Consider the following 13,066-nt stretch of genomic DNA (forward strand, 5'->3'; position numbering starts at 1 on the left):
CTTTCAAGTTTGATTTAATTGTAAAAGAGAGTTTAAAGAACTAGCAATCGAAATTATTAAATTATTAAAAGATTTTTTTGGTTAAAATTTTGGCAATTCCATCATTATCATTGGTATCAGTAACGTAGTCAGCATGGGATTTAGCGAGGTCTGAACCGTTACCCATAGCCACAGCTGTTCCAGCAAAATTGAACATTGGAATATCGTTTTGCTCATCACCAAGAGTCATGATCTCATCTGGTTCTATTTTGAGTGCTTGAGCCAATTTTTTCAGACCGCTGCCCTTGTTGACATCTTGATGCATAATTTCCAAAAAATTACCACCAGCACGAACTACGTAATAGTCATTTGAGAATTGATCTTTAACTGGTTGTTCAAATTGATCGAGCTGCTCTTTTTCGCCAACAATGGCAGCTTTTGTTATTTCAAAATCGTCGTCCAATTCATCGGGAGTACGAATCAAAATTCCAGCGCTATTTTCCCAAGCTTGAATGATAGCAAAACGATTAACATCATGATCAGAAGTGTAGACGTTACTTTCATCGTCTAAAACATAATATGGCATATGGTTGATAGTGGCATAACTGACGATTTTTCGATAACTATCATTGTCTAAAGTGTTTTTGGAAATGATATTGCCAGAAACGGTCTCAACTAATGCACCGTTATAAGTAATTACGTACTGTTCATCACCACTGATACCTAATTCATTTAAATAAGGACTCACTCCAGCTAAGGGTCGACCAGAACAAAGAACAATTTTGATTCCCATTTGAAGAGCTTTTTGTAAAGCTTCTTTCGTTTGAATAGTAATTTTATTTTGTGAATTCAAAAGTGTGTCATCTACATCAATAGCGATTAATTTAATCATAAGTACTCCTTTTTTAATTTGGTTAATTAAGATAAGGATATTGTACCAAATTGGTAAAACGTTTTCAATTTAAGACTCGTTCACGTAAAAATTGTCGTCTTCCAATCGCAATTAAACCAGTTAAATAATCATTTTCAAAATTATGGTCGAAGTTTAATGAATAGTTTTGGTGTAATGGTAATTTACGATCGATGGTTTGTTTAATATGGCTGATTTCAGTATCTGATAAGTTTAATTTTTCGACATAGGCGATGACTAAATTAGGATTCAATAGACTGATGATATTTTGTAAATGTTGAATTATTTCTTGAGTTTTATTCTCTGAAGAAACGGTACCAAATTGAATTTCACCAGTTAAACCGTCGGCACCGTGTAGTAAATGATTGTTAATGACGATACCAACACCAGGTCCAAAACTTTTAGGAAAGTAGATGCCAACTGTAATATTTTCCGAAGAAGATTTTTCATTGGCACCATAAGTACTAGCGTTGACATCATTAACGATTGAAGAGTCGATACCAGTGGCAGTAGTAATTGCGGCACTTAAGTTAATACCTTGAAGTGATTGTACGTCACTAATTTGTAAAAGAGCATTCAATTCTACACCTGGAATGCCAACAATAATTTTGTCAGGTTGATCTTTTGCAGCCATATTTTTGATGAAGTCTAATAAGTAATCTAATGAATCTAGAGATTTAGCAGCTTCTTTTCGTAGGTAAACTTGTCCTAATAAATCGCAAAGAAAATAGGTTATTTGAATTTTTCCATTATTTTCAATCAATTGTATAATTCCTAATTTACCGGCATCAGCTCGTAATTGATAAGTTTTGGCACGTCGTCCGGGAGTATTTAAAAAACCATTAGTGATGAGTTGTTTGTTGTCCAATACATCTAGTAATTTATTGATGCTAACAATACTTAGGCCAGTTTGAGTTGATAAATCCTTAGCTGATTGGGAACTATCTTGCTGTAATAAATTAAGCATTGTTAATAAATTTCTTTGGCGAGTAGATAGTTTGGCTTCCGTTGTCAAAAAAATAACCTCCTAATTGTCGTTTTGTCATATTTAATAAAAATATTTGTTATAATCTAGAAAAAGATATGTTTAAACATGTAATATAATGTGATTAGTTATAAGGATAACAAATTAATTTTTTTAGAGAATGGTGACGTTTATGATAAAGAATAATTATAACGTAGAACTTGAACGACTAAATCAAATTCAATCTGTTGATATACCACATTTGAAGAGAGTCCAAATGATAGTTAAAGATCGAGTGGATGCACATTCTTATGACCCAATAATTTTTGATCACTTGAAACAATTACCGGATGATCCAGATTTACCAGATGATTTGACGCAATTACGTGATGGCAATAATCACAATATCGTCCAAAATCCTTATCCTAATATTACTGTAGAAAATAATTTTACTTACGAGTTAGGTCGTAAAGTTCGCTATTTGAAGATTTTTAGAGATAATGTATCATCAAATAAAGCTCTAGTTTATATGCATGGCGGAGCTTTTTATGGTGGTACTCCAGAAGATACTTTACCATTTTTAAGTTTTTTAGCCACTAAATTTGCTGGGGTGATTTACAGTGTTGATTATGGAATAGCCCCAGAAAAGCCTTATCCAAACGGCATCATGGATTCATTGTCGGTTGTAGCTGAAGTTCATAAATCGTTTGAAAAGATATCTTTAGCGGGGGATTCCGCCGGTGGTGCGATTGCCTTAGGTGTCAGTCAACTGTGTCATAATTTAGGACTTTGTGAAATAGAGAAGCATGTTTTATTCTATCCCACAGTTGTACATGGTTCTAATCATCAAGGCTGTTTTTGGAATGATCATGAAATTCCAATTAAAGAAGACCAAAAACGTATTTTGCACAACAATTATACGCAGTTTAAGCAATTGGATTCTATCATGACAAAATATTATGTGAACGGGCAAAATATCGACCTAGAAGCACCAATTATTTCACCATTGTATGCTCAGCCATTAATTTTTAAAAAGGTATTAATGTTGACTGGTGAATTTGATCCATTTAGATTGCAAGATGAAGCTTTTGTCCAAAAAATTGGTTTAGCTGGGTGCGATGCTAAATATATTCGTTATGGTGGCTTAGGACATGCCTTTTTAAATTACATCGGTAAAGTTCCAGCCGTCGAAGATGCTTTGAATATGACAGCTCAATATTTAAACGAGGACAAATAAAAAGCAATCTCACCTTTTAGAATAGTTTAGAATTCCGTCCTCCATAGCAAAGAAAATTTGGCTGGAACGTAGTGGGCACGATTTTGAGCTTTTGCATGAACCAAGTGCGCAAAATCTCAAAACTCGGCCTTATTCTAAGCAACAAGTTGCTAAGAATAATTTCACTACTGAGCCAATTTTCTTTGCTATTCCGGACTAAATAGTAGTTTTATATTTTTATGACCAAACAAATAAGCCTCAATTCAGATAGATAGTTAATCAACTATATCTGAATTGAGGCAATTTTTATTTTAAGTGGGATTGCTTTTTTAAATATTTTCACCGAGAAGATTACTCATATTCTTGAGCTTTTTAATTTGAATATTCCACGTACTTACTAAAACTAGAACTGATCCACTCCAAGCTAATGGATTGGCCATGGCAGCTCCATAGAAACCAAAGAAGTGAACTAAAACGATTCCGGCGAAGACCCGCATCAATAGTTCAGCAATTCCGGCAATAGTAGGAGCTTTTTGATTGCCCAAACCTTGAAGTGTATATCTAACGATGAATAGTATCGACAAAATAAAGTAAGTCGAACCGTTGAAGTAATAGTAGATTTGAACCAAATTTAAAACGGCATTTTGAGAACCATTCATGAATAGGTGCGAGATGGCACGTCCAAAAACGATCAAGAGACCACCAATCACAAGACTGGAAGAAACAGAAATAATGATACCATCACGAACGCCACGTAAGATTCTTTGGAATTTCTTAGCACCGAGATTTTGGGCTGTGTAGTTGACTAAAGCTAAGCCAAAACTGAAGGCTGGCAAAGTGGCAATTTGTTCAACACGTCCAGCAACAGTATAGGCTGCAACGGCATTAGCGCCTAGAGTATTCAACATTACTTGCAAGATGATGGAACCAATGGCAATGATAGAAGATTGAAATCCCATTGGTAAACTAATGTGGAGTAACTCTTTGATTTCTGCTTTGTCGATTTTGAAATCTTTTCGCGTCAAAATCAAATAAGGAATGTGATGACGAATGTAGAAATAAAGAATTATAAATGTAATCGTCTGTGCGACTACGGTTGCTAATCCAGCACCAGCTACACCCATATGCAAATATAGAATGAAGACTAATTCTAATAAAATGTTTAAAACGGTACTGATGATCAAGAAAAATAATGGTACACGTGAATCACCGAGTGCCCGCATTGTATTACCTAAAAAATCGAACCCAACGAAAGAAAATATTCCTGCAAAAATAATTTCCAAGAAGATAAATGAATCACGAATTAAAACTTTAGGTGTCTGCATAACAACTAACAGTGGATAGGCGAGGGCTAAGGCCAACAAAGTAAAAATAATTGTGATCCAGAAAGAGATAATTATTCCAGAAGCAAAACTCTGTCTTACACCTTGCTCATCGTGAGCACCATGTTTTTGTGCCGTTAGGATGGTTAAACCACTGGTCATGCCTTGGGCAAAGCCAATGATTAAACCAGTCAAACCACCAGTAGCACCAACACTAGCTAAAGCATTAACACTGATTGTTTTCCCAACGATTAAAGTATCAATGAAACTATAAAATTGTTGGAAAAAGTTACCTAGTAGTAAAGGAATTGTATACAGAAAAATGACTTTCATAGGTCTTCCACGAGTCAGATCTATCATATGGCAAATTCCCCTTTATCTAATTAAGACCATTCTAGCATGTTTAAAATTAATAGTTATAAATGCAACACATAAATATCGTTTTTTTAGAGAACCATTTTATTATAAATTAAATTAATTGTCATGATAATAGAAATAAGCTATGTTAAAGGTATAAAAAGATCGGAGGGTGTTTTAATGTCAGCAAAATTTGATTTTGACGTACTTTATATTGGAGCAGGTCATGGTACTTTTGATGGAGCGGCTCCCTTGGCTCAAACAGGAGTTTCTGTCGGAGTTATCGAAAGTGGACTAGTCGGAGGAACTTGCCCAAATCGAGGTTGTAACGCTAAGATAACGCTTGATGAACCGGTTAAAATGACTCGTGAAGCTCAAAGAATGGGTGATATTTTACAAGGAAATATTTCCATTGATTGGGCTAAAAACATGGAACATAAACAAGAAATTATTGATGTTTTGCCAGAAGGATTGACAAAACGTTTGGAAGACGCCGGTGCTAAGGTTATGCACGGTCATGCTAAATTTGTCGATAATCATACTGTTGCTATTGATGATAATAAGAAAGTTACAGCTGAAAAGATTGTTATTTCAACAGGCTTGAAACCACATCGTCTCGATATTCCTGGAACTGAATTAGCACAAGATAGTGAAGATTTCTTGAATTTGACTGAATTGCCAAAGCATATCACGATTATTGGTTCAGGTTATATCGGAATGGAATTTGCCACAATCGCTAATGAAGCTGGTTCAAAAGTTACAGTGATGTTGCATTCTGATAAGATTCTAAGAGCTTTTTACCAACCATATGTTGAACAAGTAGTTGCTGATTTGAAAAAACGTGGTGTTCAATTTATCAAGAATAGTAATGTTCAATCTTTTGAACAAGAAAATGACAGTTATTTAATTCACTATGGTCAAGATGAAACTTTAACTACTGATTGGATTTTGGATGCTACTGGAAGAATTCCTAATGTTGATAATTTAGGTTTGGATGAAATTGGTGTTAAATACGATAAGACTGGTGTTTTGGTAAATGATTATTTACAGACTAATATCGAAAATATTTATGCTTCTGGGGATGTTATCTCAAGTAATCAACCAAAAGTAACTCCAGCCGCTTACTTTGAATCTAAGTATTTGATGTCTCTATTCTCAGGACAAACTACTGATCCAATCAAATTCCCAGTAATCCCAACAGTGGTCTTCACTTCTCCAAGAATTGCTCAAGCTGGAATTTCAGTTGATGAAGGTAAGAAGAAAGGTTATCAAATCAGCGAAAATGATTTAGCTAACTACTGGTATTATATTGTTGACAAAGAACCAATCGCCCACAGTACTCAAATTCATGACAAAGAAGGTCATTTAGTTGGTGTCACAGAAGTTAGTGACCAAGCTGAAGATGCTATCAATGCCTTATTGCCAGCGATTGAATTTAAGTTCGATCGTCAACAAGTTAGCCGCTTAATTGGATTATTCCCAACAATTGGTTATGCTGCTTGGCATCGTGCTTAGAAGCAAAATAATCTTATAAAATCAAAAATAAGCAGCTATTCAGGTATAGTCAATTAACTATTATCTGAATAGTTGCTTATTTATTTTTAGCAAAATTTTTCTTTTAAAAAATTAATAAGTTAATTCAATTTCTTGATTAGCTGTTAGTGGTAAGTCTTTACCAATGAATTGAACTTCGGCATCTTTATCGGCCACAATAGTAATCGTATCTTGAGTAACTTCAAATGAGAAATTAATTCCCTTAAAGAGCATGTTGAAAGTAATTTTCTTCCATTGTTTTGGCATATGGGGATTGATTTCTAGACGATCACCACGATAATCAACTCCGGCGAAGTATGATGTAACGACATTTAAAGTAGCACCCATTACACCCAAGTGGATTCCTTCAGCAGTGGTACCACCTTGAATATCGTAATAATCGCTAGTTAAAGCTTCATAGAATAATTTCCAGGCTTGTTTGTCATCATTGACTTTTAAAAGCAACATTGAATAGACAATTCTGGAAAGGGTAGATCCGTGAGTAGTTCTTTGAATATAGTATTGAATGTTATCACTGATAAATTTATTAGGGTTAGTGATGGGATATCCTAGATCCTTCATGATATCGAGAAAATCACTTTCTCTAATGTTAAAGAGTGCCATTAAAGTATCAGCTTGTTTAGCAACTTTGTAATTATCTGGAGAATCGTTGTGAGCTTTAAGAATACGATCCATTCTCGAGATATTGCCATATTGTTGACGGTATTTGTCAAAATCTAATTCCTTCAAGTCAAAGTATCCTTCGAATTGACCTAAGATATCGTCTTGGAAATCTAGTTTGAGGTTGTGACGAATTTTATCCATTTTTTCTAGATAATCAGGATTAAAATCAGTTCGTTTTAGATTGTCTTTAATGCTATCAATTGACTGAGTATGCAACATCTTAGTGATTTGCTTGAAAAGCCAACTGACCATGATATTAGTATAAGCATTGTTCTTCAGACCACCGTCGTCATTTCCAGGGTAGCCTTCATGGAATTCGTCCGGTCCCATTACGTTCTCAATCGAATATTTGCCAGTTTTTTCATCGAATTTAGACATATCGATCCAGAATTTAGCAATTTGAAGTAGCATTTCTAGACCGTATTGTTTCATAAACTCTTCATCTTCACTTAGATTGTAATAATTCCAAATATTATAAGCGATTGCTAGAGAGACGTGACGTTGTTTGCGAGAATTGTCAGGGTCCCATTTGTTAGTAATTGGATTCAAATGAACTTCTTGAGATTGCTCATCGCCATACATACCACTTTGCCAAGGATACATAGCACCGTTATAGTCATCGTCAGAAGCGTAATCCATTGCAGCTCCTAAACGGTTATAACGATACATGAGTAAATATTTAACTAATTGGGGAGCGTGCAAAACATAAAAATTCATGTCGAATAGTTCGTCCCAGAAAACGTGACCACGATAACCTTCACCAGTTAAACCACGAGAACCGACTGAAGCATCAAGATCTTTATTAGCATGAGATTGTGCAGCAGTAGTCATGTTATAACTGTTCAGACGAAGCAATTTTTGTGCCGTTATGTCGCCTGTAACGATAACATCTTCCTTGTTCCAAATTTGGTGCCAGTTTATTTGAGCTTGTTTTTGATTAAAGGCAAAGTCGTTGATGAAATGATATTTGCTGATAACTTGTTCAATATCAGTTTTTGTTTCTAGAGAAGTAAAAATAGCGACATCTTTTTCGATTGAATAGGTTTTTCCTTCAGAGACAGAAAATTCGACGAATTGGGTAGCTATTTCATCAGTGTTATTGACGGAATAATTTGCGTCAGCAATTTGTGGAAAACGTAGGTAAGTTTTAATAGCTAATTTAATCTTAGATTGACTAGTGTGGGCTAACAAAGTGGTTTCATGTTCGTTATTCTCAATGTTATCAACTGATAAATGCTTTTTAGCTAAATTCTTATAACGTTCGACATTACTATTTACTACTGAAGCATCAGTTTGCGAAATTACAGTAACGTTACCAGAGAAATTTAAAGGCTGAATTTCATATTGTAAATAGTAATTGTGATAATTTTTCAAATCTGCAATCTTTTTGGCGATAATTTTTAATTCCTTACCATCGCTTAATTTGATTAAATTTGTGATAGTTAAAGTGCCAGTTTTTAAATCTAGTGAACGTAGCGATTCTTGAATATTTTTTTGATCAATTTTGAAGAAATCGCCATCATCTACCTTAAAACTTAAGTATTGAGCATTAGGTAAGTTGACCAAATCTTCATTGATAACGTTACGATTATTAACGGGAGTAGCTAATTGATTGAACACTCCGGCAACGTACGTAGCGGGATAATTATCGACGTTAGCTTTGGCCTCTAAATAAGTACCACGTAACCCTAAAAAACCATTTCCGACTGTCTGCATTGATTCTTGACCGTATTGGCGTTTAGTATGTGAAATTCCATAGTAATCGAGATGCCAAGTTGAGTAGTCAATTTCTTTTTGAGCTAGGGTATTCAAGTCTGAATTTTTTAAGTCAGCGTAATTGATCACTGGAATGTGGAAAATATTTTCCAATTCGTCATTAAAATCAAAAACTTCATTATTAAATCTAAAAATATTTTTTTTCAAAATAGTTTGCGGAGAATTCATAATGACGATTATATTGATCGAATCAGAAATGTTTTCTTTAAAATTGTGAAAATTTTGTTTAAGTTCCAGATTTGAATCTAATTCAAAACTACCTTCATCCAAAGTATTTATATCGTCTGAGTAGACTAAATGATGTTCGGTAATTTTTAAATACAAAGGTTTCATAATTAATTCCTCCATAAAATAGCAGAATAAAAAGCAAAAATTATGTGTTTAAACATATATGTACAATACGTATTATACACCCAATTATTGGTGTTTCAACGCGGATTTTATAATAAGTTATTACAAAACTTGATGTTTATACAAGATTAGTTGTAATATAGTATATGTTAAGAGTATGTAATCGGTTACTAATATTTTTGGAGGTGCTTTCTATGAAAGGTACAGTTAAAATGCTTGCACCAGTTTCTGGGCGAGCGGTTGAGATAACTGAAGTCCACGATCCAATGTTTTCAGAAAAAGCAATGGGTGAAGGTTATGGGGTATTTCCCACTAGCCATGAAATTGTGGCTCCAGTTTCTGGTAAAGTTATGTTAGTCGCTTCAACTAAACATGCGATTGGTTTTAGTACTGCTGATGGGCTTGAAGTACTAGTTCACATGGGTGTTGATACCGTTGAATTGAATGGAACTCCTTTTGAGTTATTCGTTAAAGAAGGGGATTCGGTCAAAGCCGGTCAAAAGATTGCGACAATGGATACAGAGGCAGTCAAGAAGGCTGGTAAGGTAACTGATGTTATTGTTGCCATTACTAATACGGCCAAAACGGTTAAAGAAATCCATGTTAATTCTGGTGACGTCAAAGCCGGTCAAGAAGTTGCTCAAGTCGAACCAATGGCTCCGGGAGAAGCTACTGCTAGACCTAGTGGCAAGGTTGATTATGATCAATTAGGTAAAGATATTGTTAAAAATGTCGGTGGAGTAAGTAATGTTGAGAACGTTATCCACTGTATCACACGTGTTCGTTTTTATTTGAAAGATGATAATAAAGCTAATGACGATGCTATTAAGAATATGAATGGCGTTTTGGATGTTGCTAAAGCTGGTGGACAATATCAAGTCGTTATCGGACCAGCTGTAAATGATGTTTATGATGCCGTTGTTAAAGCTTTAGGTCCTAGTTTTGGTGGAAGTTCTGAAGCTAAAATGCCAAAGGCCAAAGCTCCTAAAGGTGTTTGGCCAAAAACTAAGTTTTATTTTAGCGCTCTTATCGGTGTTATTACAGCCAGCATGATGCCTGTTATCGGGCTATTAGCTGCTTCTGGTATTTTGAAAGGACTATTAGCTTTAATTGTTTCAGCTAATTGGTTGTCAGCTAAGAGTTCTACTTACATGATCATCAATGCCATGGGAGATTCAGTCTTTTACTTCCTACCAATCCTAGTTGGATTTACTGCAGCTAAGAGATTAGGTGCCAATCAAATTATCATGGGTGTTGTTGGTGGTGTTCTAGCTTATCCAACCTTAGTACAAGTTGCCAGCAAGACAGCAAGTACTTCTATGAATATCAATGGAGATTTCTTTGGTATTCCAATTCACATTGCTAACTATACTTATTCAATTTTCCCAATGATTGCTGCAGCTTGGTTAGCTTCAAAAATTGAACCTTGGCTTAAGAAGCATATTGTAATGTCTCTAAGAATGATTCTTAGTCCTTTGCTAGAAGTATTCATTGTCAGTGCAATTATTATTGTAATTGTTGGACCAATTATTACATTATTAAGTTCTTATCTTGCTAGTGGTATTGTTGCTCTATTGAAGTTCAGTCCTGCAATTTCAGGGTTGATTATTGGTGGATTCTATCAATGCTTGGTTATTTTCGGTTTGCATTGGGCGGTTATTCCAGTCGTTGCCAGTCAAATCGCTTCAACCGGACACAGTGCTTTGAACGCCATTGTTTCAGCTACAATGATTGCTCAAGGTGCCGCTGCTATGGCTGTCTTCTTTAAGACTAAGAAGAATATCGATATGAAACAAATTGCTGGTGCCGCTACACTTTCAGCTTTTGCCGGAGTTACAGAACCTGCAATGTATGGTATTAATTTGAAGTACGGTAGAATTTTCTGGACTGCTAATATCGGTAGTGCCGTTGGTGGTTTATTAACAGGCTTACTTCATGTTGATATGTGGGGCTTTGCTGGATCATTGATTGGTTTCGCCTCATTTATTAATCCTAAAGGTATCGATGCCAGTTTCACCGGATACTTAATCGCTTCAGCCGCAACAATCGTTGTATCATTTGTATGTACTTATCTCTTCGGATTCAAAGAAGAAGATTTGGAAAGCAGTCATGCTGTTGAAAAGGTAAGATTAGGTAGCCGTGAACCTGCACAAGCTAATTAATATAAGATGTTAATTAAAAGATTTGTCGTATAATATATGGCAAATCTTTTTTTGTTCAGTAGACTTTTTAGAAATCTATTATTACAATTAAACAAGTTTCTACTATATATAAAGGAGTTTTGATAATGGATTATATTATTGGTGTAGATATTGGAACAACGAGTACTAAAAGTGTACTTTACGATACTAAAGGTAAAGTGATTGCCTATGCCAATTCTGGTTATCAACTCTATCAAGACATTCCTGATATGGCTGAGGAAAACCCTGAAGAAATTTTCGGAGCAGTTTTGGAAACGATGGGTTCAGTTATTCGTAAATCTCAAGTTCAAGCGTCGGAAATCAAAGGTGTTTCGTTTTCTTCAGCAATGCACAGTTTGATTTTAATGGACCAAAATGACCAGCCGTTGACTAGAGCTATCACTTGGGCCGATAATCGTGCTGCCAAATATAGTGAAGAGTTAAAAGAAAATGGCTTGGGACAACAAATTTATCAAAAAACTGGGACACCAATTCACCCAATGGCACCACTGTCAAAAATCCTTTGGTTACGTCATGAGAAAAATAACTTGTTCAAGCAAACGAAAAAGTTTATCGACTTAAAAACTTATGTCTTCTTTAAACTATTTGGCGTCTATAAAATGGAGTATTCGATTGCCTCAGCTACTGGGATGTTCAATATTTTTAAACTCGATTGGGACCAACAAGCTTTAGATGTCTTACAAATCGGTCGGAATCAACTGCCACAATTAGTTGAACCAACTGATCAAATCACAGGATTGAAATCTGAATATGCTCAATTATTAGGTCTTGAGGAAACAATACCATTTATTTTCGGTGCCAGTGATGGTGTCTTGTCTAACTTGGGAGTTAATGCGATTGATCCTGGCGTAGTAGCTGTTACGATTGGGACTAGTGGAGCTGTTCGAGTTGTAGTAGATAAACCGGTCGTTGATCCGGATGGAAAACTATTTTGTTATGCTTTGACCAAAGATAAATGGGTCGTCGGTGGTCCAGTCAATAATGGTGGTATCGTCTTTCGTTGGGTCAAGGATCAATTGTTTGCTCCAGAAAAAATTACTGCGGAACAGATGCAAGTTTCTACTTATGATATATTAACTAAAATTGCCCAAAAGATTCCTGCTGGCTCAGATGGATTGCTTTTTCATCCATATTTAGGGGGAGAACGGGCCCCGATTTGGAATGCCTATGCTAGAGGATCTTTCTTTGGATTAACGCGAAAACACACTAGAGCTCACATGTTACGTGCAACTCTAGAAGGAATTGTCTACAATTTATACGTTGTAATGTTAACGATTGAGAAAATTACTGGGAAACCTAAGAGTATTCAGGCCACTGGTGGATTCGCAAGATCTGCTTTGTGGAGACAAATGTTGGCTGATATCTTTGAACAAGAAGTATCGATTCCCGAGAGTTTTGAAAGTTCTTGTTTGGGCGCAGCTGTTTTAGCGATGTATTCGTTAGGTTATATTGATGATTTGTCAGCTGTCAAAAATATGGTCGGTGTGACCGATACGCACCAACCAAATTATGAAAATTCCAAAATTTATCGAGAATTATTACCAATTTGGATTCGTATTTCCAAGATTTTAGAGCCAGAATACAAAGCAATTGCTGATTTTCAAAAGAAACACAATAATTAGTTTGACCGATATTTTTAATTATATTTTTTAAATTAAAACACCATAAACCTTGTTAAATCAAGATTTGTGGTGCTTTTTTAATCTTTTTATAAGTTGACAATTCAAAAAAGTACGAAAAAATTCGAAATAATTTAGTTTTTTATTGGTGATT

At 35.1% G+C, this 13,066-nt stretch carries 8 protein-coding genes; 4 read left to right on the plus strand and 4 right to left on the minus strand.

Annotated elements, in window-relative coordinates:
- Positions 1-64: 64 nt before the first annotated feature.
- Positions 65-871, minus strand: coding sequence for a Cof-type HAD-IIB family hydrolase (locus G6534_RS03215; RefSeq protein WP_059075153.1), 807 nt, complete (start codon positions 869-871; stop codon positions 65-67).
- Positions 872-935: 64 nt separating this feature from the next.
- Positions 936-1,904, minus strand: a complete 969-nt coding sequence (locus G6534_RS03220) for an ROK family protein (RefSeq protein ID WP_059075152.1) — start codon at positions 1,902-1,904, stop codon at positions 936-938.
- A gap of 142 nt (positions 1,905-2,046) precedes the next feature.
- Between G6534_RS03220 and G6534_RS03225 the strand changes: the two genes are divergently transcribed.
- The gene (locus tag G6534_RS03225) at positions 2,047-3,090 is read left to right on the plus strand and encodes an alpha/beta hydrolase fold domain-containing protein (RefSeq protein ID WP_059075151.1); all 1,044 of its coding nucleotides are present in this window, start codon (positions 2,047-2,049) and stop codon (positions 3,088-3,090) included.
- Between the two features lie 308 nt (positions 3,091-3,398).
- Here G6534_RS03225 and G6534_RS03230 read toward each other — a convergent pair whose 3' ends face one another.
- Positions 3,399-4,751, minus strand: coding sequence for an MATE family efflux transporter (locus tag G6534_RS03230; RefSeq protein ID WP_059074558.1), 1,353 nt, complete (start codon positions 4,749-4,751; stop codon positions 3,399-3,401).
- A 177-nt stretch (positions 4,752-4,928) separates the two neighbouring features.
- Here G6534_RS03230 and G6534_RS03235 point away from each other — a divergent pair, with 177 nt between their 5' ends.
- Entirely contained in the window at positions 4,929-6,263 is a 1,335-nt protein-coding gene (locus G6534_RS03235; RefSeq protein ID WP_059074557.1) for a dihydrolipoyl dehydrogenase family protein, read from the plus strand.
- 111 nt (positions 6,264-6,374) lie between these two features.
- On the opposite strand, the gene G6534_RS03240 is transcribed toward G6534_RS03235, so the two are convergent.
- A complete protein-coding gene (locus G6534_RS03240) occupies positions 6,375-9,074 on the minus strand; it encodes a glycoside hydrolase family 65 protein (RefSeq protein WP_059074556.1) in 2,700 nt (899 codons plus the stop codon).
- A 212-nt stretch (positions 9,075-9,286) separates the two neighbouring features.
- Between G6534_RS03240 and G6534_RS03245 the strand changes: the two genes are divergently transcribed.
- Together G6534_RS03245 and gntK are read left to right on the plus strand one after the other, a co-directional pair.
- Positions 9,287-11,254 carry a PTS sugar transporter subunit IIABC gene (locus tag G6534_RS03245; protein WP_059074555.1) on the plus strand — a complete coding sequence of 656 codons (1,968 nt, stop codon included), beginning with the start codon at positions 9,287-9,289 and terminating at the stop codon, positions 11,252-11,254.
- Between the two features lie 125 nt (positions 11,255-11,379).
- On the plus strand, positions 11,380-12,915 hold the full coding sequence (gene gntK / locus G6534_RS03250) for a gluconokinase (RefSeq protein ID WP_059074554.1): 1,536 nt from the start codon (positions 11,380-11,382) through the stop codon (positions 12,913-12,915).
- Positions 12,916-13,066: the final 151 nt, after the last annotated feature.

Source organism: Companilactobacillus pabuli, assembly GCF_014058425.1.
Lineage (GTDB): Bacteria > Bacillota > Bacilli > Lactobacillales > Lactobacillaceae > Companilactobacillus > Companilactobacillus pabuli.

Excerpts from the sequence above, each read along its gene's own strand:
- G6534_RS03215 (WP_059075153.1), bottom strand. The coding sequence starts at position 871 with ATGATTAAATTAATCGCTATTGATGTAGATGACACACTTTTGAATTCA.
- G6534_RS03225 (WP_059075151.1), top strand. The coding sequence starts at position 2,047 with ATGATAAAGAATAATTATAACGTAGAACTTGAACGACTAAATCAAATT.
- G6534_RS03230 (WP_059074558.1), bottom strand. The coding sequence starts at position 4,751 with ATGATAGATCTGACTCGTGGAAGACCTATGAAAGTCATTTTTCTGTAT.
- G6534_RS03235 (WP_059074557.1), top strand. The coding sequence starts at position 4,929 with ATGTCAGCAAAATTTGATTTTGACGTACTTTATATTGGAGCAGGTCAT.
- G6534_RS03240 (WP_059074556.1), bottom strand. The coding sequence starts at position 9,074 with ATGAAACCTTTGTATTTAAAAATTACCGAACATCATTTAGTCTACTCA.
- G6534_RS03245 (WP_059074555.1), top strand. The coding sequence starts at position 9,287 with ATGAAAGGTACAGTTAAAATGCTTGCACCAGTTTCTGGGCGAGCGGTT.
- gntK (WP_059074554.1), top strand. The coding sequence starts at position 11,380 with ATGGATTATATTATTGGTGTAGATATTGGAACAACGAGTACTAAAAGT.